Origin of the sequence: Caenibius tardaugens NBRC 16725 (genome assembly GCF_003860345.1) — a bacterium.
In the GTDB taxonomy this organism is placed as follows: Bacteria; Pseudomonadota; Alphaproteobacteria; order Sphingomonadales; family Sphingomonadaceae; genus Caenibius; species Caenibius tardaugens.
Map to the genome: position 1 here is coordinate 1,158,008 of NZ_CP034179.1, position 23,090 is coordinate 1,181,097.

General features: G+C 62.1%; 23 protein-coding genes. 13 read left to right on the forward strand and 10 right to left on the reverse strand.

Translation table 11 applies throughout. From position 1 onward, the window contains the following. Positions 1-81 precede the first annotated feature (81 nt). The 3 genes from EGO55_RS05285 to EGO55_RS20525 form a co-directional block, all read right to left on the reverse strand. Positions 82-2,391, reverse strand: coding sequence for a TonB-dependent receptor (locus EGO55_RS05285; RefSeq protein ID WP_040716912.1), 2,310 nt, complete (start codon positions 2,389-2,391; stop codon positions 82-84). Between the two features lie 347 nt (positions 2,392-2,738). Then, entirely contained in the window at positions 2,739-3,698 is a 960-nt protein-coding gene (locus EGO55_RS05290) for an AraC family transcriptional regulator (RefSeq protein ID WP_021691277.1), read from the reverse strand. 12 nt (positions 3,699-3,710) lie between these two features. Next, the gene (locus EGO55_RS20525) at positions 3,711-3,851 is read right to left on the reverse strand and encodes a hypothetical protein (protein ID WP_156915574.1); all 141 of its coding nucleotides are present in this window, start codon (positions 3,849-3,851) and stop codon (positions 3,711-3,713) included. A 33-nt stretch (positions 3,852-3,884) separates the two neighbouring features. Between EGO55_RS20525 and andAc the strand changes: the two genes are divergently transcribed. Genes andAc through EGO55_RS05305 form a run of 3 tightly spaced genes read left to right on the forward strand, consistent with a single transcriptional unit; the run spans position 3,885 to position 5,970 of the window. After that, complete coding sequence (andAc, locus tag EGO55_RS05295) at positions 3,885-5,177, forward strand: anthranilate 1,2-dioxygenase large subunit AndAc (RefSeq protein WP_052023760.1); 1,293 nt, start codon at positions 3,885-3,887, stop codon at positions 5,175-5,177. After that, complete coding sequence (gene andAd, locus EGO55_RS05300) at positions 5,174-5,650, forward strand: anthranilate 1,2-dioxygenase small subunit AndAd (protein ID WP_021691275.1); 477 nt, start codon at positions 5,174-5,176, stop codon at positions 5,648-5,650. Before andAc ends, andAd begins: the two co-directional genes overlap by 4 nt. Before the next feature lie 11 nt (positions 5,651-5,661). After that, on the forward strand, positions 5,662-5,970 hold the full coding sequence (locus EGO55_RS05305; protein WP_021691274.1) for a non-heme iron oxygenase ferredoxin subunit: 309 nt from the start codon (positions 5,662-5,664) through the stop codon (positions 5,968-5,970). A gap of 149 nt (positions 5,971-6,119) precedes the next feature. Here the strand turns inward: EGO55_RS05305 and EGO55_RS05310 are convergent, their stop codons facing one another. The 4 genes from EGO55_RS05310 to EGO55_RS05325 form a co-directional block, all read right to left on the reverse strand. After that, on the reverse strand, positions 6,120-8,591 hold the full coding sequence (locus tag EGO55_RS05310) for a TonB-dependent receptor (protein ID WP_021691273.1): 2,472 nt from the start codon (positions 8,589-8,591) through the stop codon (positions 6,120-6,122). Then, complete coding sequence (locus EGO55_RS05315; RefSeq protein WP_040717002.1) at positions 8,575-9,561, reverse strand: FecR family protein; 987 nt, start codon at positions 9,559-9,561, stop codon at positions 8,575-8,577. The genes EGO55_RS05310 and EGO55_RS05315 overlap by 17 nt, the downstream gene beginning before the upstream one ends. Before the next feature lie 33 nt (positions 9,562-9,594). Beyond that, a complete protein-coding gene (locus EGO55_RS05320) occupies positions 9,595-10,110 on the reverse strand; it encodes an RNA polymerase sigma factor (RefSeq protein WP_021691271.1) in 516 nt (171 codons plus the stop codon). 125 nt (positions 10,111-10,235) lie between these two features. Next, positions 10,236-10,940 (reverse strand): M23 family metallopeptidase, encoded by a 705-nt coding sequence (locus EGO55_RS05325; RefSeq protein WP_235694162.1) that lies wholly within the window; start codon positions 10,938-10,940, stop codon positions 10,236-10,238. A gap of 148 nt (positions 10,941-11,088) precedes the next feature. On the opposite strand from EGO55_RS05325, the gene EGO55_RS05330 reads away from it, so the two are divergent. The 10 genes from EGO55_RS05330 to EGO55_RS05370 are packed head-to-tail and all read left to right on the forward strand — an operon-like array spanning position 11,089 to position 21,220. After that, the gene (locus EGO55_RS05330; RefSeq protein ID WP_021691269.1) at positions 11,089-11,898 is read left to right on the forward strand and encodes an aldolase/citrate lyase family protein; all 810 of its coding nucleotides are present in this window, start codon (positions 11,089-11,091) and stop codon (positions 11,896-11,898) included. A 3-nt stretch (positions 11,899-11,901) separates the two neighbouring features. Further along, positions 11,902-12,732, forward strand: a complete 831-nt coding sequence (locus EGO55_RS05335) for an inositol monophosphatase family protein (RefSeq protein WP_021691268.1) — start codon at positions 11,902-11,904, stop codon at positions 12,730-12,732. After that, positions 12,729-14,609: an SLBB domain-containing protein gene (locus tag EGO55_RS05340; RefSeq protein WP_021691267.1), complete on the forward strand. Its 1,881-nt coding sequence runs from the start codon at positions 12,729-12,731 to the stop codon at positions 14,607-14,609. Before EGO55_RS05335 ends, EGO55_RS05340 begins: the two co-directional genes overlap by 4 nt. Next, on the forward strand, positions 14,606-15,742 hold the full coding sequence (locus tag EGO55_RS05345; protein WP_021691266.1) for a hypothetical protein: 1,137 nt from the start codon (positions 14,606-14,608) through the stop codon (positions 15,740-15,742). The genes EGO55_RS05340 and EGO55_RS05345 overlap by 4 nt, the downstream gene beginning before the upstream one ends. Continuing rightward, complete coding sequence (locus EGO55_RS05350) at positions 15,739-16,692, forward strand: glycosyltransferase family 2 protein (RefSeq protein WP_021691265.1); 954 nt, start codon at positions 15,739-15,741, stop codon at positions 16,690-16,692. Before EGO55_RS05345 ends, EGO55_RS05350 begins: the two co-directional genes overlap by 4 nt. Next, the gene (locus tag EGO55_RS05355) at positions 16,689-17,660 is read left to right on the forward strand and encodes a hypothetical protein (RefSeq protein ID WP_210766652.1); all 972 of its coding nucleotides are present in this window, start codon (positions 16,689-16,691) and stop codon (positions 17,658-17,660) included. Before EGO55_RS05350 ends, EGO55_RS05355 begins: the two co-directional genes overlap by 4 nt. Beyond that, positions 17,657-17,989 (forward strand): hypothetical protein, encoded by a 333-nt coding sequence (locus EGO55_RS20935; RefSeq protein WP_210766653.1) that lies wholly within the window; start codon positions 17,657-17,659, stop codon positions 17,987-17,989. The genes EGO55_RS05355 and EGO55_RS20935 overlap by 4 nt, the downstream gene beginning before the upstream one ends. After that, entirely contained in the window at positions 17,986-18,999 is a 1,014-nt protein-coding gene (locus EGO55_RS05360; RefSeq protein WP_021691263.1) for an NAD-dependent epimerase/dehydratase family protein, read from the forward strand. The genes EGO55_RS20935 and EGO55_RS05360 overlap by 4 nt, the downstream gene beginning before the upstream one ends. Then, positions 18,996-20,819 carry a thiamine pyrophosphate-binding protein gene (locus EGO55_RS05365; RefSeq protein ID WP_021691262.1) on the forward strand — a complete coding sequence of 608 codons (1,824 nt, stop codon included), beginning with the start codon at positions 18,996-18,998 and terminating at the stop codon, positions 20,817-20,819. Before EGO55_RS05360 ends, EGO55_RS05365 begins: the two co-directional genes overlap by 4 nt. After that, the gene (locus tag EGO55_RS05370) at positions 20,816-21,220 is read left to right on the forward strand and encodes a GtrA family protein (RefSeq protein WP_021691261.1); all 405 of its coding nucleotides are present in this window, start codon (positions 20,816-20,818) and stop codon (positions 21,218-21,220) included. The genes EGO55_RS05365 and EGO55_RS05370 overlap by 4 nt, the downstream gene beginning before the upstream one ends. On the opposite strand, the gene EGO55_RS21480 is transcribed toward EGO55_RS05370, so the two are convergent. The 3 genes from EGO55_RS21480 to rfbF are packed head-to-tail and all read right to left on the reverse strand — an operon-like array spanning position 21,204 to position 23,052. Beyond that, positions 21,204-21,344, reverse strand: a complete 141-nt coding sequence (locus EGO55_RS21480; RefSeq protein WP_283234542.1) for a hypothetical protein — start codon at positions 21,342-21,344, stop codon at positions 21,204-21,206. The genes EGO55_RS05370 and EGO55_RS21480 overlap by 17 nt on opposite strands. Next, a complete protein-coding gene (rfbG, locus tag EGO55_RS05375) occupies positions 21,341-22,279 on the reverse strand; it encodes a CDP-glucose 4,6-dehydratase (protein ID WP_283234543.1) in 939 nt (312 codons plus the stop codon). The genes EGO55_RS21480 and rfbG overlap by 4 nt, the downstream gene beginning before the upstream one ends. Then, a complete protein-coding gene (gene rfbF / locus EGO55_RS05380; protein ID WP_021691259.1) occupies positions 22,276-23,052 on the reverse strand; it encodes a glucose-1-phosphate cytidylyltransferase in 777 nt (258 codons plus the stop codon). The genes rfbG and rfbF overlap by 4 nt, the downstream gene beginning before the upstream one ends. Positions 23,053-23,090 lie beyond the last annotated feature (38 nt).

Genomic DNA, 23,090 nt, shown 5'->3' on the forward strand with positions numbered 1-23,090 from the left:
GTAGAGTCCTGCCCGATACTCTGCCGCAACTTGTGATACTGCCGGGCACGGGCACAAACTGCCCATGCCCGGCAGCCCCCCTCACAGCTGGTATTTAAGGCGCAGGAACCATTCGACCGGGCGCGCATAGATCGCGTAAGCGATCCCCGCACCCGCCAGATCGGCATACCCTGTCACCATATATTTCTTGTTGGTGAGATTGGTCGCACCCGTACTCACCGACCAGCGGTCATCCTTGGTCGAGTAGGTGAGCGATGCGTTGACCACGCTATATCCCGACTGGTGCAACTGCGGTGTATTGGCGGCGTCCTTGTAATGGCCGCCACGATAAGCCCAATCCCCCCGGAAACTCAGCGTGCCGATATCGGTATCGAGGATATCGGCCGTAAAACCGGCTGACGCGGTCCATCGCGGCGCATTGGGCAGATGGCTGTCGACAGTAACCGGCGCGGCGACAGCCGGAACTTCGCGATACTCTGAATGGGTGTAACCAAAGCCTCCGTTGAACCGGAGCCATTTCGCCGCCACCGCTTCGATTTCGCCTTCGAAACCTTTCATCCGTGCCCGACCGGCATTCTGAACGGTGGGTGCGATAAGCACGGTCACATTGGTCTGCAGATTCTTGTAATCGGTCAGGAATGCGGCAAGGTTAAGCCGCACACGCCGGTCAAAAAATTCGCTTTTCAGGCCGACTTCATAGCTGGTGACGAATTCCGGTTTGAATGAAGGAATTTGTGTCAGCGGCGGGAAGACCCGCTGGGTAAAGCCCCCCGATTTGAAACCGCGCGAATATGTGGCGTAAACCAGCGGTCCATCATCGAAACGATAGTCCAGCGTGACCGCCGGGGTGAATTCGGTGACTTTGGTGGCGCTTTGCGTCAGCGGCAGGAAGCGATCGCCCAGTGCAAGCGGGCCGCCATCGCCATTGAAATCGACTATCCCCAGCATGGCGAGAAAGGCCGAAGCACCGGGGCTGATCGATGTAATGTACTGGTCCGCCAGAAAACGCTTCTTCTCGTGCGTCAGGCGGCCGCCCAGCGTGAGGTTGAATTGCGGCGTGATCGCATAGATCAATTGCGCGAAGGCGGCATAGCTGTCGTTGTCGACCTTGCCCCCGCTAAGAAAGCCCAGAGGCTGTCCTGTGCCCGGTTGAATAGTGTTTCGATCGGTCCCTTTTTCCTTGAGATAATACAGTCCGACAAGCCATTTCAGGGAATCGAAGGCGGTGCCGCTGAATTGCAGTTCCTGGCTGAACTGCCATTGGCTGTAAATGTTGCTGGTATTCGATGATCTGACCGGTGCACCATCGTGTTCCAGCGAAAACGAGCTGTCGAGTTCGCGATAGGCCGTGATCGACTTGATGCCGAAGGCGTCGCTATGGCGTTCGACAGTCAGGCTGAGACCGAAGACATCCAGATCGGACTTGTTCCTGTCGCCATTGAAATTGGTGTACGGCGAATTGGTAAGCCACTGGCTATTATAACACAGCGGATTGTTGACCGAACTCGGGCCAGTCAGCAGATTGGCGCATCCCGCAGCCGCACCTGCCCCAAAATTATTGTAAAGAATTGGGAAAAACCCGTACTCATTGTTCGCCAGAACCTTGATCGGCGGTTCGTTTTCGCGGGCGCGCGTGGCATCGGCCGCGAAAGTGACAGTCAGGTCTGCACTGGGCGTCCAGGCCGCGACCAGTCTGCCGGAAAGACTGTCCTTGTCGCCGGTGCGGACATCGTCGGTCAGACGCCGGCCATAGCCATCACGTTTCTGGTAACTGACTGAACCGCGCACTGCGAACGTGTCCGAAACGGGGATATTGAAGCCGCCTTTGAAATCGGTCCGTCCATAACGACCGGTGACGGCCTCAAGCCCCAGTTCCAGATCCTGCGATGGCGCCTTGGACGTGATCGCAATCGCACCGCCAATCGTGTTCTTGCCGAACAGCGTGCCCTGGGGGCCGCGCAGGATTTCGATCTGGCTGGTCTCGGCAGTATCAAGCAGTGCGCCGACCGCGCGACTGATATAGACCCCGTCGAGATAGATTCCGACGCCCGGATCGATTGTCAGACTGAAATCCGTCTGGCCGATACCGCGGATGAAGACGGTCGCCGAATTGCTGCTGCCGGAAATCGCGGAACCGCTGTCGAAACTGACATTCGGGGTAAATTTGCCCATATCCGCGATTGTGCTGACTTGCCGTTCCTCGAGCGCGGAGGCGCTAAGCGCGGTTACGGCTAGTGGCGTGTCCTGCAGGCTTTCCGTCCGTTTGCGGGCGGTCACCACAATATCTTCCAACGCCGACACGCCCCCCGCATGATCTTGCGCTGCGGCGGGGGAAGCGATCATTGCCAGCACGACAGCAGACGTGGATATTCGCCAAACTCCGTATTTCATTTTTCCCTCCAGACTTATTTGTTTCCAGCCTTGGAAATGGTGTGAAGAACAACCCCGAAGATTGGCCCCACCGGACGATTGCGCTTTGGATCGTGAAGCGGCAGACAAGGCGTCCGGCCAGTCGCCACGACTTGAAGCATTCAATCGTCCCCCCTTTTCACCAGAGCCAGAATGCCATCGCCCGCGTTTGCGTTAGAGGGCACGCGCGCAAGCGATGGGCTTAAAGTGCAATTACAGCGCGCTCCCCAGCGCACCGGGCTGCAGAATCGACGCAAAGTGCGGAACAACAACCGGAATGCAATGCGTGCGCCGCCCTGCAGCCGCGCCGTGTTGCAATCGCGCAAGCGTCAGGACAGACGCGACCGCCGCAGGCTGGCTGACGGCGCTTCGCCGAAGCGTGCCCTGTATTCCTGCGAAAATCTGCCGAGATGATGAAACCCGACGTCCGTCGCGACCTGGGCCACTGTCCGGACGCCGCGGCCGCCGATCAACAGGGCCTTGGCTTCATCCAGCCGTCGATTGCGCAAACAGCGCATCGGGGTATCGTCGCGAAAGTGCTGAAATCCATGAAGCAGGGTCCTGACCGGCACGGCAGCGGCGCGCGCGATATCGGAAAGGGTGAGGTCTTCGGCGAAACAGGCGTCGATGTACGCTTCCGCGCGTTTCACCGAAGCGGGCGCAATCATCCGGTTGGCCGCGCCGTCGGAAATCTCCTGCCCCTGCAACAGGGCACTTACGAAAAGTTCCGCATATTCGCCGCCAATTGTCTTGTCGCGCCGAAGCAGATCGAGCGTTGCCGCATCGTTCGTCATCAGATGGGCAAGGTTCGCCCATGGTCTGAGAACAGCGCGGGTCAGATCGATCCGCCTGTGCAGCGCGGGTTCGCGCGCTGTGCAGGCCCGCCGCATCGCTGAGGCATCGATGCGCACCACGAATTGTTCGCAGTCTTCGGAAAATTCGGCGCGCACCGGCTCGCCCGGCGCCAGGCAAATCCCGCTTGCACCGCCGATTTCGATATCGCCCGCGCGCGTCATGAAGCGGCCTGCCCCTTCGATGCAGAAGATCAACAGATGATAATCGTCAACATAATCGAGTTCGAGCCCCATCGCGCCAAACCGGATGGTCCCAAGTCCGAGGCCAGGCATACGCAGGAAGCTCATCCGTGCCGACACGGCTGACGCGCGCGACAACGGGCGGAGCCGATGCGGCTGCATAACCTTGGAAATCCGCGCGCGCGCATCATCGAGATCGCTTGATACGAACAATTGACTTGCAGGGTCGATCGACAGGCGTTTGGCGATTCTCATATGCGGCCCCCGTCATAGTCCTTTTGTTGCCTTATCATTTGCGAATTCTTCTTCTGCCTCAAGATCATTGAAGAATTTCTTTGCGATATTCGGATAGTCCCTGCCGTAACCGCGCAATGCGGATTGCCGGGCGTTCCCCTGATTGCGCAGCATGCCGACGTCAAATCAACCTGCAGGAACGAGCATATGACTACGGCACCAACGACGGCAGCTTCGATGAAGGTGACGTTTCCCCGGGATGACGGATCGCGTGTTCCCTATAGCGTTTTCAGCAGTCAGGAAATCTACGATCGGGAACAGGAACGGATCTACCGCGGACCAACCTGGAATTTTCTTGGCCTTGCGGATGAGACGCCAAATCCAGGTGACTTCAAAAGCACTTTCGTGGGTGACACGCCGGTTGTCCTGACGCGCGACGCGAACGGCGATCTGGCGGCCTGGGTCAATCGCTGCGCGCATCGCGGCGCGATTGTGTGCCGCATGGCGCGGGGCAACGCGATGAGCCACAATTGCGTCTACCACCAATGGAGCTACGACCCGCAAGGCCAGTTGATCGGCGTCCCGTTCCGGCGTGGGCAGAAGGGCGCGGAAGGGATGCCGCGCGATTTTAACAATGCCGACCACGGCCTGCGCCGGTTGCGCGTGCAGGAATATCGCGGCCTGGTTTTCGCAACGTTCAGCGACACCGTGGAAGACTTCGTCGACTATGTCGGCCCGGAAATGGCCAGCTATATTGATCGCGTCTTTCACAAGCCTGTCCGCTATCTCGGGTGCACCAGACAGTACTCCAATTCAAACTGGAAACTCTATCTGGAGAACGTGAAGGACCCCTATCACGCCAGCCTGCTTCATCTGTTTCACACCACGTTCAACATTTTCCGGGTGGGGATGAAGGCGCATTGCACGACCGATGGCAAGGATGGCCTGCACAGCATCATTCTGGCGATCAAGGAAGAAGCGGATACGGCCGAAGCCTATAAGCAGCAGGATATTCGTTCCTATGATGAAGGCTTCCATCTGGAGGACGAAAGCTTGCTGGCGCTCGTTCCGGAATTCGATCTGGTGGCGACCAACCATATCCAGCCGATATTCCCGCAACTGGTCATACAACAGATCCATAACACGCTGGTTGCGCGCCAGCTTCTGCCGAAAGGCCCCAATAATTTCGAGCTGATCTTTCACTTCTTCGGGTATGACGACGACACGCCCGAACTGCGCGCGCTGCGTATCAAGCAGGCCAATCTCGTTGGCCCGGCGGGCTACATTTCGATGGAAGATACCGAAGCGACCGAACTGGTTCAGCGCGGAACGGTGCGCGATGGCAGTGCCCATTCAGTGATCGAAATGGCCAAGGCCGCGCCCGATCAGAAGAACACCCTTATTACCGAACATCTCCTCCGCTCTTTCTGGAAAGGGTATCGCAAGTTGATGGATATTCCGCTGTCCGACGAGACTGAAAGCGCGGAGGTGCAGGCATGAGACAGGATCTGCTGCTCCGCCTTGAAATACAGGGCGTCATGGATCGCTATGTCGATATCATCGACAATGACCGCCTTGAGGAATGGCCCGATCTTTTCACAGAGGATTGCCTCTATGAGATCATGCCCCGTGAAAATGAGGATGCCGGACTGCCCGCGCCTGTCATGCGGTGCGAAAACCGGCGCATGTTGCGCGATCGCATCGTCTCCTTGCGCAATGCGAACATTTTTGCACCGCAGGCATACCGGCATTTCCTGTCGGGTCTGGCGATTGTCGCGCAGGATGACGACGGCCTTGATCTGACCTGCAACTATCTGGTGATCAATTCGAACCAGCAGGGGCAATCGCAGGTCTATCAGGTCGGCCGCTATCAAAGCCGGGTCGTGCGCAATGACGCGGGTTGGCGCTTCGCACGCAAGCGCTGCATTTTTGAAACGGCGCGCGTCCAGACGCTGCTCGCCCTGCCGATCTGACGGAGGGACCTATGACACAGTGGCATGACGTGGGGCCAGACGGCCTGGTCGCGGAGGGAGAGGTTGTCGCGGTCATCGCCGGTGGCAAGCCGATCGCGCTGTTCCTGCACGAAGGGGTTCATTTCGCGATCCACGATTTGTGCACACACGGCAACACGCCGTTGTCGGATGGCTGGGTGGAGGATGGCTGCATCGAGTGCCCGTTGCATCAGGGCAAGTTCTGCATCAGGACGGGGGAAGCCTTGACCACGCCCGTGACGGAACCGGTGGCGACCTTTGCCACCCGTGTTATCGATGGCCGCGTGGAAATTGAGGTCTAGGGAGCATACCGCCGCGGCAACGGGACAACCGGCGCACAGGTGAAGCTCAGGGGCGGCATAGCGGATAACCCGCAAGGCCGCCCCCGCGCAGGCAACGCCATTCCATCATATCCAATGCGGAACACATGGCACAGCGGCTTGTTGCGCGATCAGAAGCTCATATCGAAACCCAGCCGCACAGTGCGCGGCTGCAGCGGGGTTATCTGGTTGCGATCGCGCAGCAGGAACGGGGAACCAACCGCAAACCGATTGCCCCGCCCGTTGAGAAGATTGGTCAGCGTCAGGCTGATGCCGCGCCGGGCATTGCCCACTCTGACTTCCAGACCGGTATCGGCATAATTGCCCTGTAACTGCCCGAGGATCGGCCCGACCCCCAGTGTCGACTTGCCCACATAACGCAGATACCCCCGCGCGCGCAGATCGGCGGTATCGGACAGGGCGGTCGTATAGGAAACGCCAAAGCGCCCGCTGATATCGGCAATATTGGGCAGTTGCCGGAAATCCGATGCGGTAAAGGGAACATCAGCTTCGGGCCGACCTTCGATTATGGCCGTAGTGGCCCGGCTGATCGACAAGGCGAGTTCCGAAGGATCGGATACCTTGCTATCATTAAAGTAGATCGCCGCATCCAGTTCCAGCCCCGCCACCGGGCGCCAACGCGATGCGATACCAAGCGAAAGCACCCGCCCGTCCCCGACATTGAGCGTCGTTGGAAAGCCGAAGCCATCGATCATGTCCGCCTGGATGTTGCGCCATTTCGTCCATGATGCACTGGCTTCCACCTCGAGCCGCGCATCGCGATACCGCGCGCCGCCTTCGAATGTCGAAACTCTGTCACCCTTGTAACGCTGGATAAATTCCCGCCGCACGGAGATCCCGCCCGGACGGAAACCCTGCTGATAACGCGCGAACAAGGTCAATTCATCGGTGGGACGATAGGCAATTGCAGCGGAGGGGAGAAAACGCGTTTCCTTTCGCGCCTTGCTGGCCTCGGGAAATTTGCTGTACGCGTAAAGCGGCAGGACATCCTCGGAATCGCCGGTCAGACTGGAATATGTCAGTCGCCCGCCCAGCGTGACGGTGAACCGGGGAAACAGTTCAACCGTGCCTTCGCCATAAAGCGTCGCTTCACGCACCTTGTTGCGGACCCCGGTCAGGGGCGCGCCGATCACCGCCCCTTCCATGTCGCGATTGACCCGCGCCTCGTTGCTCAGCAGGCTCAAGCCAATCAGCCAGCCCTTCCCGTCCTTGCTCATCCGCGCAAGCCGGGTTTCCGCCGTCAGCATTTCCACGCGATTTTTCTGCGTATAGCGTGCGATCGATGCGTTGAACGCCGGGGCCATGGCCGGATCGTTCGGTTGCGCCAGTTCCGCGCCTTCGAACTGTTCAAACACATATTGCCGCGTGTAGCCGAGCGAGGTCGTCAGTTCGAGCGATCCCCAACGCTTGCGCAGGATCAGATCGGCCAGCCAGAAATCATTGCGATAGGGTTGCGCGATCGTGCTTTCCCGTTTCAGCCCACCACTCTCACGCTCGGCATATTGGCTGTCATCGCCATCGATCCGCTGGCCCACGGCGCTGAGATCGACAGTCCAGTCATTCCCCGGATCGAAACGCAGGGCGACCCGGCCACCCAGCGTGCGGACATCGTTCACATCGCGCAGGCCGCGCCCCGTATCGTCGATATAGCCCCCTTCGATCGCGCCGAAGGCCAGCGCGCGCAAGCCCAGCTTTCCTTCCACCAGCGGCAGATTGAAAATGGCACCCCCGTCAACGCCCGGTTGCCCGTCCTGCACCGCTTGCGCGCCGCCCCATGCCGCGCCGCCCACCTGATCCAGATCGGGTTCACGCGGCACCACGCGCACCACGCCGCCCAGCGAACCGGCACCGTATAACGTACCCTGCGGCCCTTCCAGAACCTCCACACTGCGCACATCGTAAAGCCGCAAGCTGGGATCGGGCGCGCTGTAGGTTATCCGGCTGTTCCCCCAATATTGCCCCACAGTGGCCTGTGTCGGCCCCACGAAACTGGAATCCGCAATGCCGCGAATGAACAGCTTGTTTCGCCCGGGCCCCAGATGCGTGGTCACCACACTGGCAAGACGCGCTTCGATCGCGGCGGACCCACGCGCCCCATCTGCCGGGGACAATTCGCTGCCATCGATGATCTGGATGCCGCCGGGATAGGCACCCAGCGGGATATCCCGCTTTGTCGCGGTGACGACGATTTCACGCGGCGGCGGCAGGACAGCCGCAGGCAAGTGCGCGCGAACCGGTGCCGGGCGCGCGGCGGCAGGCCTTGTCGGCCCGAAAGCCACTTTTGGCGCCGGCTCGATGCGATAACTGGCCGTGGCGACCTGGCGTGCGCGCAGATCGGTCTTGCGCAGCAATTGGGCCAGCGCGCGCTGCACGGTCATGCGGCCTTTGACCGCCCCGCCTTTCAGCGCGCCATAGGCCGGATCGGAAAATCCGATGCTGATGCCGGCTTGTTCGGCCAAAGCGCGCGCAGCGGAATCGAGCCGCCCAGCCGCGACATGCACCTCCACAGCTTCATCCCGCGCATAGGCGGGTGCAGCGATCAGTGCGGCGGCAACCGGCAGAAAACTAAGGGCGCGAACCATTGGCAGGTATCATCTTCCATGCGGAACCATCGGGTGCGAACCGCACCCCCAAAAGAGGCCCAATCCGGGCGAATACCTGCTGGGGCGTTCCGGCCACTGTGAGCGTACCTGTGAAGCGGAGCTTTTCAATACCCGCTTCCGGCCGAACTTGCAGGCCCGTGTTTCGCTCCAGATCGCGGGCCACGACATCCAGCGGGATATTGTCGTACTGTAACACGCCAGACTGCCAACTGCCGACCGTTTCCGTACTCGCCTTGCGCAAGACCGGTTCGGCATCCTTTGTCGAACGATGCAGGGCATCACCCGCATCCAGCCGGATTTCCCGCGCGCCCGGTTCATAAATGACCGCGCCATGCGCCACCGCCACATCGACCAGACCATGCTCGCTCTGGACATTGAAAATCGTGCCGGCATCGACCAGCCGAGTGGTACCCGCCATCACCACGAAGGGATCGCTGTCATCGTGGCGCACTTCAAACAAGGCCTCGCCTTGCGCCAGTTCCACAAGGCGCGGATTGGTTTCATCCAGACGGAGCGTCGTCCCGCCATTGAGGATCACACGCGAACCGTCGGCCAGTTGCAGGGTGCGCCGCTCCCCCGGTTGAGTCATGATGGTATTGCTGTCCATCCGTTCGACCACAGCCCAGGCGCCCAGCGCCGCCACAATCGCCGCCGCCATGCCTGCGCCGAGAAACCAGCGCCGGCTGCGCGCCGGTGGCGTGAAGGCAACGACATTGTCCGTATCGGCATGGTCCCCGGCATGCCTGCCTTCATGGGCGGCAAACGGTATCGTGGCCAGGGCATCGCCCGCCCATGCATCGAGATCGAGCGCCTCCTCATAGGCGGACAGGTGCGCGGCATCCTGTTCCAGCCAATCGGCCATACGATCCCAGCCGTCGAAGGACGGATCACGGGTTGCGATTACCCACCGGCGAGCTTCCTCCCGGATATTGGCCCCTTGGTCTTGCATATTCATAGCATCACAATGACGAAGTCCTTCGCTCTACTCCGCATCCAGTCTCACCTTCAATTCGGCCAAGGCACGGTAAGCCTTCTGTAAATCTTTCTCGACAGAACTGAGGCTGATCCCCAGCTCCGCCGCGATGGCGGCCTGCCCGACACCATCCAGACGATACCGGCGAAATACCCGGTCTACCCGGAAGCCAAGCCCTGACAGAACCTGATCGACCGCGCGCAAACGCTCGCGCGCGATCAGCGCGCGTTCGCCCTGCGGCAATTCTTCCGCTGTCGGCCCCGCCTCGTACCAGTCATGCTGGCGCCGTTCGCGGCTGACCTGTGATCGCCGCCGATCACGCATCAGGTTTTCAGCGGCGCGAAACAGATAGGAGACAGGCTCGGTCACCGGTTGCGATGGCACGGTATGGATACGCTGCCACAGATCCTGAAGCACGTCCTCGGCTTCGTCCCCCGCCCCGCGCGCGACCAGAAAACGAAGCAGCCGATGGCGCTCGTTCAGCAACACGCGCTGCAAGCCCTGAATCTGCTTGTCCTGTTCCATAATCATAGCCAAGCACTATGCGTCCGGATTGCCAAGGGCAGCGGGGCAATCCCATGCCCACCCGCCTCGAACCGGCTCAAGATGCCGGGGGCTGTACAACAAAAATCCTGCCTTTCGCACAGGCATCACAAACCCTTCCCCATGCTCGATCCCTGTTCATGGCGCGCACGCGCATAATCGGACAGATGCGGTTCCGATGGAACCCATGCACCCCCCACCGCCGCGAATTCGCGGACGCGCAACGCAGCACGCGGAAACGTCTGCCCCAGCCAATCCAGTGGATCGGTTGCACGGCCATGCACACGCACCTCGAAATGCAGGTGGCTACCCGTCGCACGCCCGCTCGCCCCCATCAATCCGATGGTATCGCCGGTATTGACCAGCATCCCGCCACGCACGCCAAGACGCGAAAGATGCGCATAACGCGTGCGCAAACCATTGCCGTGATCGATTTCCACCATGGCGCCATAGCCACCTGACCGGCCGGCGAAGCTTACGACACCGCCCGCGGACGCCTGCACCGGCGACCCCATGGGGCCGGGAATATCGATGCCCGCGTGCAGGGCGCGTCGGCCCAGTATCGGATGCATACGATATCCGAAACGCGATGAAAGATGGGGCAATGCAGTGCGTTGCGCGCGTCGCTGCGGGATAGCCCGCACGGCCATTGGCATTGGCATTGGCATCACCGCCTGCGTTAGCTCAGGCATCGCCTGCATCCGGCTGCGCGATGCCGCATCATATCCGTCAGACAAGGGTTGCGCCCCAGCCTGCCCCACAGAGGCGAGCGCCGGAACAAGGCCCGCAAACGCCGCCAGAAGAGATTTCACCAAGCCATGCATCATAGCTTTGACGGAGTGGAATCCACGATCCCGCAACAGGGAACGAGAAAATATTTTCCGGCGGTTTTCATACGGAAACCCGCGGAATGCTGCGTCTTTCCCATGCCCAAGGCATTGCGCACAGGAGGATGCAACGATGAATTCTACAGAACGCCGGATGCTCGACATGCTGAAAAGGGGCCGCGATCGTTTTGGGATCGTTGCCGTGAAAGCCGAATTCGAAGCCGAGGGAACCCGGCCAGACGAACTGCTTCGCCTGACGGAACTGGTCTATCGCGCCGATCTCAAGCTCGCGCTCAAGATCGGTGGCTGCGAGGCCGTATCCGATCTGGTCGCATCCCGCCTCTACGGCGCGGATTACATTATCGGCCCCATGGTGGAGACGCCTTACGCGCTCCGCAAATTCATTGAGGCCAAGGAGAAGACTTTCGGCGCAAACGAAGAGAACACCGAATTCCTGTTCAATCTCGAAACCGAAACCACGCTGGCCAATCTCGAGGCCATGTTGCCGCTGGCAAGGGGCAATGTCGATGGCATCGTCTTCGGCCGGGTCGATTTCACCCTGTCGCGCGGGCTGCCGCGCCAGGCGATCAACGAACGCCAGATCACCGACGCAGTGCTGACCGTGGCGCAGGCCTGCGCCGCTTCTCATCTCGAACTGGTGGTCGGTGGTTCGGTCGCGCTTGAAGCAGCATCGGTTCTGCGTGAAGTGCGTCAAGTCCGGCTCGATCGCTTCGAAACGCGCAAAGTGGTGTTCGACGGTGCCGCAGCCGAAACGATCGGCTTCGAAGCCGGGATCGCCAATGCCGTGGCATTCGAACTCGCCTGGCTCGAAAACAAGCGCGAATACTACAACACGATTGCGAACGAGGACCTCTCGCGCATCCACATGATGCAGGAACGGCAGCGCGCCGCGCGTCCGCAGGTTCTGAGCCTGTCTGCCTGACCCATGGCATTGCGCGATCACGTGTCCGCGATCATGCGCGGCGTCGCCACGACCGTGGTGACACCGCGCTTTCGCGCGCTATCCACGCAGGACATCGCGGAGAAGAGCCCCGGCGAAGTGGTCACCATCGTCGACCGGGAAGCCGAAGCTTGGCTGTATGACGGCCTCAGCGCGCTGGGTATCGGTGCGCGGATTGTCGGAGAGGAAGCCGCCGCACAGGATCCGCATCTCCTGCAGGATATCGACAAGGGCCTTGTCTGGCTGATCGACCCGCTGGACGGCACCGCCAATTTCGCCGCAGGCAGGGTACCGTTCGGCATGATGGTCGCTCTGGTCGAAGATGGCATCCCGCTCGAAGGCTGGATTCTCGATCCGCTGAGCGGGCGGATGTGCCATGCACGGCGCGGCCACGGCGCCACCTGTGACAGTCGGCCAATCAGGGTCAATGGCACGGGCGAATGGCCCCCGCAGGCGGCCCTTGGAACGCAGTTCCTGACCGCGTCCCAACGTGATCGCGTACACACTGCGGCGGAGCGCGCGCTCAATCTGGTGCCGATCCCGCGCTGCGCCGCCGAAAGCTATGCCCGGCTCACGCTGGGGAAAGACGATGTGGCCTTGTTCCAGCGCATCCTGCCGTGGGATCATGCCGCCGGCGTGGTCTTGCTGACCGAGGCGGGCGGGTACGCCACGCACTGGGATGGAACGCCATTTCGCATCGGCGGCACGGGGGCCGGCATCCTGGCCGCCGCCAGCGAACCCTTGTGGCATTGCGCCGCCAAGGCCCTGCTGACGCCCGAAATCGGGCTTACCCAGATGGAAAATAGCCTGTCATGAATGCCTTGCGCCAAATATTCCTATGCGGGGGAGCGGTACTGCTCGCTATCGCGCCCGGCCCCCTTCAGGCACAACTTGCCAGCCCTGTGGGTGGCGACATGCGCCAGGGCGCGGTTGCCAATGATGCCGCTGCATCGACGCAGGTGGCCATTCCGGCAACGCCATCGCTCACGTTCGAACCCACGGTTATCACCCAATCGCCACAGGCCGCCAATGGCGACCCCGCCGCAGAGGCGAAGCCGCCCTCCACCGTGCTCTCTCCCCATTCGCTCCCCCCGCAGAGCGAATTCGAAACCTATGTCTCGAACGTCGCGGGCAAACCCTTACGGCGTTTCGGTTCCGAACTGCTGCTGCCGGGCGCACGCGATTTCACAGTTCCGGCCACCACATCGGTGCCACTCGACTATCGCATCAATCCGGGGGACGAACTGATGCTCGGCCTGTCGGGATCGGTGCAGTCTTCGGATCTGCGCCTGACCGTGGATCGCGAGGGCCGCATTTTCGTGCCGCGCATCGGCGCGGTCATGGTGGGCGGGGTCCGCTATGGCGATCTGCACGATGTGATCGCGCGCGAAGTGTCCCGCCAGTACCGCGGCTTCAATGTGGACGTCAGTGTCGCCCGGCTGCACGGGATCACGATCTATGTCACCGGCTTTGCCGAAACGCCCGGCGCCTATACCGTCAGCAGCCTTTCAACGCTGGTCAATGCGGTGCTGGCTGCAGGCGGACCATCGGCAGGCGGGAGCTTCCGGTCGATCCAGTTGCGCCGCAACGGCAAGCTCATTTCCGATTTCGATCTCTACGATCTGCTGCTCAAAGGCGATCGCAGCGGCGATATCGCACTCCAGAACGGGGATGTCCTCTATGTCGCGCCCGCCGGAGAACAGGTCGCGGTGCTGGGCAGCGTCAATCGCGAAGCGATTTTCGAGGCAGGCCCGGGGGAAACGCTGAACGACGCCATCCTCTATGCCGGCGGCATCAGCACAGTGGCCGACAACAGCCGCCTGATGTTGCTCGATTCCCTGGGCGAAACCGATGGCGGCTGGCAGGAAATCAGCGCCGACAACGCCCGACAGCGCAAGATACGCCGAGGCGACGTCATCCGCGTCCTGACCAACATCGCGATTGCCCATCCGCAGCAGAAGCAATCGGTGCTGGTAACCATCAGCGGCGAGGTCGCCCGGCCCGGTCGCTATTACTTCCGGCCCGGCACCCCCTTGTCCGAAGTGGTGGCGCAGGCGGGCGGCATGACGGCCGAGGCGTTTCCTTATGCCAGCGTCATCACCCGGGAAAGCGTCAAACAGCAACAGCAGCTGAGCTATGACCGCGCGATCAAGGACGCGGAATTTCTGCTGACGGCGCAGCCCGTCACCTCGGTCCGCCGGGCCGAACTGGTGCGATCGGAAAACCTCACGCTTGTCCGCTCGATCGTGGATCAGCTGCGCGCGCGCAAACCCGATGGCCGCCTGATCTTTGACCTTCCGGTCACGGCCACCACCCTGCCCGGCGATCTGATTCTGGAAAACAACGACACGATCTATGTCCCGCCGCGCCCCGTCACTGTCGGCGTGTTCGGGGCGGTGCCAAGCCCGGCATCGTTTGCCTATCGCGAAGGCCGGACCATTCGTGAATTCGTGGAAGCGGCGGGCGGCGTTCAGGGTCTGGGCGACAAGAGCGAGATTTTCGTCGTCCGGGCCAATGGCACCGTTCTGGCACGCGGCGGAAAGGCGCTGGGCCAGAAGGCCCTGCCCGGCGACCTGATCTACGTTCCCATCGATGCCAATCGGGGCGAATTCTGGGCGCGTCTGCGCGATATCACCGGCACCCTGTTCGGCGGACTGGTCGGCGCAGCGTCGGTCAAGGCGCTGGTCGAATGAACCCGCCCCTATCCTTACGCCAACGTGCGGTGCGTGGATGGAACGATCGCCGCCAGCGACGTATCCTCTATGTAGTACTGGCGGCACTATTGGCTGTTCTCTGCGCGTTTCCGCAACCTTATGTGGCGCGCGCCAAGATCGTGCCGCAGGACAGCAGCAACATTGGCCTCAATTCGACCATGACGGCGCTGGGCGGACAGTTTCAGGGCTTCGCTGCCTTGCTGGGCGGCGCCCGCCAGCCGATCGACCTCTACCTCGCCATTGGCCGCAGCACGGAAGTTGCCGACGATGTCATCCGGCGTCTCGAACTGGTTGGCCCGGATGGCTACGCCTCGACCGCGAAGGCCCGCCTTGCGCTGGACCGCCAGGTGGATGTCCATTCGCTCACTGGCGGGATTCTCGAAGTGGAGGTCCGCACCCATGATCCCGTCAGGGCGCGGGCGCTGACAGCGGCTTTCGCCCAATCGATCAGCCACCGTATCGTCGCGCTCGACGAGGATCGCATCAGGCGCAAGCAGGACGTGGTCATGAACCGCTTCAAGGAAGCCTCTGCGCGCGTGGTTGCCGCAGAAGCCGCGCTGGATGATTTCCGCCGCCGCAACCGGCTGGCCGAACCGGCCACGGAACTGGGCTCGGCGCTTTCGCTGCGCACCGGGCTGGAGGCGCAATTGCAGGCCAAACAGGTCGAACTGCAGATGCTGGAACGCGTTCAGGGGCCGGAAAATCCGCAGCTTCAGGCGGTTCAGTCGGCGATTGCCTCGCTGCGTGCCCAGATCGCCCGCACCGCGACCCCGCAGACCGGCGCCGCTGGCCCCACCGTTGCCGGTTTGTCCGGGCTGTCGAACGAATACCTCGCGCTCTATCGCGACTATCGTTTCGCGCAGGCCCTGTACGAGGTCTATGCGCGCTCTTCGGAAGAAGTGGCGGTGGAAGCGATCGCGGGGGAAACCGCCACCGATGTGCAGGCCATCGAAGCCGCGCATGTCGATGCCGACCGCAAGTTCAACATTCCGGCCGTGGCGTTGCTGGCCCTTGTGGCACTGATCGCGCTGTTCACCGAACTCTACGCACCGGCCACCGGCATCGATCTGCGCATCGGCCGCACACCGCATCGGCGGGGGAACGACGCGTGACCGGCCCCGAACTGTCGCCCGAACTGTCTATCGTCATTCCCTGCTATAACGAGGAAGACAATGTGCGGGCGATCTGCGCTGCGGTGACGGCCGAGGCCGAACGGCACGCCGCATCGCACGAGATCATCCTGATCGACAACCGGTCGACCGATCGGACACGGGTGCTGATCCGCGAATTGTGCGCCAGCGACCGGCGCATCCGGGCGATCTTCAACACCCGCAACTTCGGCCAGATGCGTTCGCCCACGCACGGAATCTATCAGGCATCGGGCGCGGCGGTAATCGGGATGTGCGCGGATTTTCAGGATCCGCCCGAATTGATCGGCCCGTTCATGCAGCGGTGGCGCGAAGGCGCACCGGTTGTCCTGGCACAGCGCCGCAGCGAGAAGACCGCCCTGCCGCTGGCGCTGGTCCGTGACGGCGGTTATGCCTTTCTCCATCGTTTTGGCGATTATCCGGTCCTGCCGGATGTGACCGGTTTCGGCCTTTATGACCGCATGGTCGTCGACAGTCTGGCCCGCTGGAACGAACCCGAACCGTTCTTTCGCGGGATGCTGGTCGAAAGCGGATACCATATCGCGTTGATCCCGTTCGACCGCCCGCAACGCGCCGCCGGCACGAGCAAGAACAACCTCAACGCACTGTTTGATTTCGCGCTGTCAGGGCTGGCCGCATCGGGCAAACGCCTGCTGCGGCTGCCTGTTCTGATGGCGGTATACGCCGGACTGATCGCATTGCTGCTGCTGTTCGCCGCCATGGCCGCGGTGTTTCTCGACGGTCCGGTTTGGGCCTTGCTGGGTCTGGCACTGGGGGGCGGCATGTTTGCCGTGATCCTGCTCATTCTCGGACTCATGGGTGAACAGTTGCGCATCCTCACAGAACGCAGCCGGGGCCAGCCACTGGTCATCGAACAGGAACGGATCAACTTTCCCGATGTGGCCCGGCCATGACACCGGCCGCGCGTTTCTTCCGTCTCCTGCCGGAAATGACGCTGGCTTTTGCGGTGCTGGCGAGCGCGGTCTGCACGGTCCTGTTCTTCCGCCTGACCGGCTATCTGCCGCAGCCCTTTGTGTTCGATACCAACGACACTTTCATGGATTGGTTCAACACCGCCTACTGGGCCAACAATCAGGGCATCTACGATGTCTGGCGCAGCATCTATCCACCCTTGTCGTTTGCTTTCCTCGATATGTTCAGCCTGCAGGGCTGCTATCTCCAGTCACCCTTCCATGCGCGCGATTGCGACTGGCTGGCGCGCGCAACTATCATGGGCTGTTACGTTCTGAACGTGGTTCTGGCGTGGCGATGCTTTCACCGCATGGATCAGCATACCGCCACCATGCGCGGGCTGGCCTTCGGATTGGGGTTGCCGCTGCTGTTCACGCTTGAACGGGGCAACCTGATCCTTGTCGCCCTGCCCTTTTTCATGATCGCGCATGGCCCCCTGATCCGTTCCGGACCGTGGCGCTGGCTCTCTGCCGCCGTGACGATCAACTTCAAGCCCTATCTCGTCATGCCGGTGCTGGCACTGGCGGTGCAGCGCGACTGGCGCAGGCTGGAACTGGCCGGGATCGCCACCATTGCCCTGTACCTTGTCACGCTGGCTCTGGTGGGGGCGGCGGTCCGATGGAACTGGCATCCAACACCGCGCACTGGGTGGTATTTCAGGGCGCGCAAGTATGGAATGAAATCAATTATTCCACCAGCTACGCCCCGTTTCTTGCGCTCCGCACGGCGCAGATTCCGCTGCTGCAATTCGTGCCGTCGCGGCTTGTCGAGACGATCGAATGGCTGGTGCCGCTGGCGATCCGCTGCACACAGGCGATTGCGCTGGCAGCCCTCGCCGCAAGCGGCCTGCAACCCAAGGCCGTATCGGCGGCACGCCTGTCCGCGATTATGCTGGGGGCCTATCTCGTGACGCAATCCCCCGGCGGGTACACGCAGGTCTTCCTGATTTTTCTCATCTTTCTGGAACCTTGGGACCGTCCCGGCCCAATCGTGGCCATCGTCTGCGGCTACCTCCTGTGCATCGTCGGCGATATTCCGCTGGCGCAGATACTCCAGCTCACCACGACAAGCTGGTTAAGCGAACGCACCGTCAATCCCGCCTTCGGCCTTACCCTGGGGCATTTTGTGCGCCCCGGACTGATCGTGCTGATCGTGTGGATGTTGTCGTGCGACACCCTTGTCCGGGCGATCCGCGCGCACCGGCTCCGTGCCCCCCTGCCGCGCCTGACCCCCGCATGATTTCGGCAGACGATTATGCCGCCATGGATGTGGCGCTGGCGCCGTTGTGGCCGCACCTTGCCGGTGCACGCCTGTTTATCACCGGGGGCACCGGCTTCATCGGACGCTGGATGTTCGAGGCCCTTGCCCGTGCGCCCATTAATCCGGACGTGGTTCTGCTGACGCGCAACCCCGCAGCCTTTGCCGCAAAAGCCCCGCATCTGGCGCGGCGATTTACGCTGCTGCAAGGCGATATTACGACATTCTCCGCGCCCCCGGGGCGTTTCACCCATGTGATCCATGGCGCGACCGATGCCAGTGCCGATCTGAACGCCCGCGATCCGCTGCGGATGTTCGACACGATTGTCGAGGGGACGCGCAAGGTTCTCGATCTTGCGGTCGAACGGCAGGCCACGCGCGTTCTGTTCATGAGTTCCGGCGCGATCTACGGCGCCCAGCCCGCAGATATCCCGCACATTCCCGAACCATGGCACGGCGCACCCGATCCGCGCGATCCGAAATCGGCCTATGGCGCGGGCAAGCGCGCGGCAGAAACGCTCTGCGCGATCTATGGCAAACAATGCGCACTGGACGTGGTCACCACCCGCATCTTCGCCTTGCTTGGCCCCCTGTTGCCCCTCGACATCCATTTCGCTGCCGGCAACTTCATTGCCGATGCCATGGCCGGCCGCCGCATCCGCATCGACAGCACCGGTACGGCGGTCCGTTCCTACCTCTATGCCACGGACATGGCCGTCTGGATGTGGACCGCCCTGCTCACCGGAGAAACCGGCGCGGCCTACAATCTGGGCTCGGAAGAAGCCACTTCCATTGCCGATCTCGCCCGGCTGACCGCGCAGGTTCTGGGCGGGCCGGGTGTCGACATTCTCGGGCGACCCGATGCGGGATGGAATCCCGGCCGTTATGTCCCCTCAACCGCGCTGATCCGGTCCTCGCTCGGCGTCAGTCAGACAGTCGCGCTGGAGGAAGCAATCCGGCGCACTGCCCTTTCCCACGGATGGACCCCATGACCATGATAAAACTCGCCGACTGGATCGCGCAGACGCTGGCACAGAACGGCATTCGCGATGTCTTCATGCTGACCGGTGGCGGGGCGATGCACCTCAATCATGCGCTTGGCACGCACCCGGCGCTGAAAACCACGTTCACGCACCATGAACAGGCGCTCGCCATGGCGGCGGAAGCCTATTACCGGCTGACCAACCGGCTCGCGGTAGTCAACGTCACCTCCGGGCCCGGTGGCACCAATGCGATCACCGGCGTCTATGGGGCATGGGTCGATTCCATCGGTATGCTCGTCATTTCCGGGCAGGTAAAAACGGAAACCACCGTGCGCCACACCGGGCTGCCGCTGCGCCAGTATGGCGATCAGGAACTCGATATCGAGGAACTGGTCCGCCCGATCACGAAATACGCGGCCATGGTCACCGATCCGCGCACGATACGCTATCATCTGGAAAAGGCCCTGTATCTCGCCCGCACCGGCCGGCCCGGCCCGGTGTGGCTGGACATTCCCCTCGATGTGCAGGCCGCCAAAATCGATCCCGACGACCTGCTTCCCGGTTTCGATCCGGCGGAATGCAACGAACCGTGGCGAGAGACCGATTGCCACGCCATGGCAACGGATGTGCTGGACAGGATTGCCCGGGCGAAACGTCCGGTTGTCTTCGCGGGCGGCGGGGTGCGCCTGTCGGGCGCATACGACGCTTTTCTTGGCCTGATCGACAAACTCGGCGTGCCCGTCGTCACCGGGTGGAACGCGCACGACGTGCTGTGGAACGATCACCCGTTATGGTGCGGGCGCCCCGGCACAGTCGGCGACCGCGGGGGCAACATGGTGACGCAAAGCGCCGACCTGCTGCTCGTGCTCGGCAGTCGGCTGAATATCCGGCAGGTCAGCTATAACTGGTCCAGTTTCGCGCGCGAAGCGTTCAAGATCTGGGTGGATATCGATCCTGTCGAACTGCGCAAACCCAATGTCACGCCCGATCTGCCGATTGTGGCCGATCTCAAAGAGTTCATCCCTGCCCTCCTCTCCGTCGACTATGCGGGCCCTTGCGACGATCATCGCGAATGGCTGGAATGGTCGCGCGAACGCAATCGCCGGTTTCCAGCCGTCCTGCCCGAATACCGCGATCACGGCCCCTCGGTGCATCCCTATGTCGCGATGGACGCGCTATTTGCGCAATTGGGGGAAGACGATGTGATCGTCACCGGCAATGGCAGTGCCTGCGTGGTCAGCTTCCAGGCGGCGCAGATAAAGCGCGGGCAACGCTTGTGGACCAATTCCGGCTGCGCGACGATGGGATACGATCTGCCTGCCGCCATCGGCGTTCACGCGGCCACCGACGGCAAGCGCAGGGTCATCGCAATCGCAGGCGATGGCAGCATCATGATGAACCTGCAGGAAATGCAGACGATCGCGGGCTATGGCATGCCGATCAAGGTCGTGCTGATCAACAACAGCGGCTACGTTTCGATCTTCCAGACGCACCGCACCTTTTTCAACGGCGTGGAAGTCGGCGGCGGCCCCAAAAGCAATGTCAGCTTCCCCGATTTCCGGCGCGTGACGGAAGCGTTCGGGTTTACCTACCTGCGGGCCGCATCGCATGCGGAACTGCCCGGCGCGATCGCTGCCATGCTGGCAACCGATGGCCCCGTGCTGTGCGAACTGATCGTGGACGAACATGTCGCCTTCGCGCCGAAACTGGGCGCAAAACAGCATGCCGACGGACGCATTACGTCCCCCGCACTGGAGGATCTGTCGCCATTCCTGCCGCGCGAAGTGCTGCAGCAGAACATGCGCATCGCGCTGCTGGACGAAGAATGAGCGGTTTCGCTGGCAAGCAGGAACGACCGCTCCGCTTTCTCGTCGCAGGCGGGATCAACACTGTGCTGGGCCTGTCGTTCTATCCCGTGCTGCTGTGGGCCGTACCCCTGATGCGCGCGCATTACATGGTCGCATTGGGGATCGCGCAAGTGGTTTGCCTGTGCTTTGCCTTCACCCTCCACAAGTTCGCGGTGTTTCGGACGCGCGGCCATATCGTGCGCGAGTTTGCGCACTTCGCGAGCTTCTACCTGTTCAACTATGCGGTGAACTGGGCCGCGCTGCCACTACTGGTCGAAGGTGCCGCGATCCCGCCCGCGATCGCGCAAACCGGCTTCACGCTCGCGCTGATCGTCGGCAGCTATTTCTGGCACAGCCGCGTAACCTTCAGGCCGCGCGGCTGATGCCTGCCGCAAAACGTGCAGCATAGTCCGCGATCTGCCGCTGCGTCACGGCCCGCGCATCGCCGCCCGAACCCACCGCCTTGTGCCATGCCACAATCCAGGCAAGCGCCTGATCGAGCGTCAATACTGGCTGCCAGCCCAGCGCGGCACGCGCTTTTGCACAATCGAGCCGGAGCAAGCCTGCCTCGTGCGGACGCGGGCCGGTATCGGCCATGGCCGCCGCCGCATTGCCCCCCAGGCCGCGCGCAACCGTGCAACAATCCACGACACGGCGCGCGCATCGTCGTCCGCCGGGCCGAAGTTCCATGCATCGGCAAACACGCGTTCGCCCGCGATCAGCCGTTCGGCAATCATCAGATAGCCGCCCAGCGCCTCCAGCACATGCTGCCACGGCCGCACCGCATCCGGCGCCCGGATCAGTGGCGCGTCGCCTGCTTCGAAGGCGCGAATGAGATCGGGGATCAGGCGATCCGCCGCCCAGTCCCCACCACCTATGACATTGCCCGCCCGCACTGTGGCCAGCAGCGGCCCATCGGCGAAGAACGACTTGCGCCACGCGGATGCGACCAGCTCCGCACAGCCCTTGCTGCTGCTGTAGGGATCATGCCCGCCCATCGGATCGCTTTCGCGATAGGGCCAGACCCATTCCCGGTTTTCATAACATTTGTCGCTGGTGACGCATACGATCGCTTTCACGCCGGGCACATTCCGCGCCGCTTCCAGCAGATGCACCGTCCCCATGACATTGGTTGCGTAAGTTTCGACAGGGTCCGCATAGGACTGGCGGACAAGCGGTTGCGCCGCGAGATGGAAGATCACATCGGGCGCCGCCCGTTGCACAGCGGCCAGCAAGGCATCGGCATCGCGCACATCGCCTTCGGTGTGATCGATCAAATCGCCCAGATTTGCCGCCGCGAACAGGCTCGGCCGGGTCGGTGGCGCCAGGGCATAGCCGCTGACCCTGGCCCCCATCGCGTGCAGCCACAGACTCAACCAGCTCCCCTTGAAGCCCGTGTGCCCGGTGATCAGCACCCGGCGGCCCGCCCATGGCGCGCTCACCAGCATTTCCACGGAGCCGCGCCCGTGCTCCACAATTCCTCGAGATAGTTCCTGTCGCGCAGCGTATCCATCGGCTGCCAGAAGCCCTTGTGGCGATAGCCGACCAGTTCACCCCCGCGCGCCAGTCGTTCGAGCGGCCCACTTTCCCAAACCGTGTCCGGGCCATCGACAAGATCGAGCACCGAAGGGTCCGCCACGAAGAAGCCGCCGTTGATCATGCCGCCGTCGCCAGCCGGCTTTTCCCGAAAGTCGATCACGCGTTCGCGTTCGAATTCCAGCGCGCCAAAGCGCCCCGGCGGGGCAACGGCGGTGATGGTGGCGCGATGGCCGTGCGCTTTGTGGAAAGCCACCAGTGCGCCGATATCGATATCGGCCACGCCATCGCCATACGTAAAACAGAAGGGTTCAGCCGGATCGAGATAGGGTTTGATCGCGCCCAACCTGCCCCCGGTCATGGTTTCCGATCCGGTTTCGACCAGTGTGATCCGCCACGGTTCGCTGCGGGCGTAATGCACTTCCATGCCATTGCCGTTGCGCAGATCGATCGTCACATCCGAAGTGTGGAGGAAGTAGTTCGCGAAGAACTCCTTGATCAGGTAGCCCTTGTAACCAAGGCAGATGACAAAGTCGTTCAGCCCGGCGGCGGAATAGATCTTCATGATGTGCCAGAGGATCGGCATGCCGCCGATTTCGACCATCGGCTTGGGCCGCACGGCGGTCTCTTCGCCAAGCCGCGTGCCAAGGCCGCCAGCCAGAATTACGGTTCGCATCATCGCTCCACGTCTTGCATTCGAAACGATGACGGACCCAT

What these genes read in the sequence shown, in the direction of transcription:
- EGO55_RS05285 (WP_040716912.1), bottom strand. Translation starts at nt 2,391, where the DNA reads ATGAAATACGGAGTTTGGCGAATATCCACGTCTGCTGTCGTGCTGGCA.
- EGO55_RS05290 (WP_021691277.1), bottom strand. Translation starts at nt 3,698, where the DNA reads ATGAGAATCGCCAAACGCCTGTCGATCGACCCTGCAAGTCAATTGTTC.
- EGO55_RS20525 (WP_156915574.1), bottom strand. Translation starts at nt 3,851, where the DNA reads ATGCTGCGCAATCAGGGGAACGCCCGGCAATCCGCATTGCGCGGTTAC.
- andAc (WP_052023760.1), top strand. Translation starts at nt 3,885, where the DNA reads ATGACTACGGCACCAACGACGGCAGCTTCGATGAAGGTGACGTTTCCC.
- andAd (WP_021691275.1), top strand. Translation starts at nt 5,174, where the DNA reads ATGAGACAGGATCTGCTGCTCCGCCTTGAAATACAGGGCGTCATGGAT.
- EGO55_RS05305 (WP_021691274.1), top strand. Translation starts at nt 5,662, where the DNA reads ATGACACAGTGGCATGACGTGGGGCCAGACGGCCTGGTCGCGGAGGGA.
- EGO55_RS05310 (WP_021691273.1), bottom strand. Translation starts at nt 8,591, where the DNA reads ATGGTTCGCGCCCTTAGTTTTCTGCCGGTTGCCGCCGCACTGATCGCT.
- EGO55_RS05315 (WP_040717002.1), bottom strand. Translation starts at nt 9,561, where the DNA reads ATGCAAGACCAAGGGGCCAATATCCGGGAGGAAGCTCGCCGGTGGGTA.
- EGO55_RS05320 (WP_021691271.1), bottom strand. Translation starts at nt 10,110, where the DNA reads ATGGAACAGGACAAGCAGATTCAGGGCTTGCAGCGCGTGTTGCTGAAC.
- EGO55_RS05330 (WP_021691269.1), top strand. Translation starts at nt 11,089, where the DNA reads ATGAATTCTACAGAACGCCGGATGCTCGACATGCTGAAAAGGGGCCGC.
- EGO55_RS05335 (WP_021691268.1), top strand. Translation starts at nt 11,902, where the DNA reads ATGGCATTGCGCGATCACGTGTCCGCGATCATGCGCGGCGTCGCCACG.
- EGO55_RS05340 (WP_021691267.1), top strand. Translation starts at nt 12,729, where the DNA reads ATGAATGCCTTGCGCCAAATATTCCTATGCGGGGGAGCGGTACTGCTC.
- EGO55_RS05345 (WP_021691266.1), top strand. Translation starts at nt 14,606, where the DNA reads ATGAACCCGCCCCTATCCTTACGCCAACGTGCGGTGCGTGGATGGAAC.
- EGO55_RS05355 (WP_210766652.1), top strand. Translation starts at nt 16,689, where the DNA reads ATGACACCGGCCGCGCGTTTCTTCCGTCTCCTGCCGGAAATGACGCTG.
- EGO55_RS05360 (WP_021691263.1), top strand. Translation starts at nt 17,986, where the DNA reads ATGATTTCGGCAGACGATTATGCCGCCATGGATGTGGCGCTGGCGCCG.
- EGO55_RS05365 (WP_021691262.1), top strand. Translation starts at nt 18,996, where the DNA reads ATGACCATGATAAAACTCGCCGACTGGATCGCGCAGACGCTGGCACAG.
- EGO55_RS05370 (WP_021691261.1), top strand. Translation starts at nt 20,816, where the DNA reads ATGAGCGGTTTCGCTGGCAAGCAGGAACGACCGCTCCGCTTTCTCGTC.
- rfbF (WP_021691259.1), bottom strand. Translation starts at nt 23,052, where the DNA reads ATGATGCGAACCGTAATTCTGGCTGGCGGCCTTGGCACGCGGCTTGGC.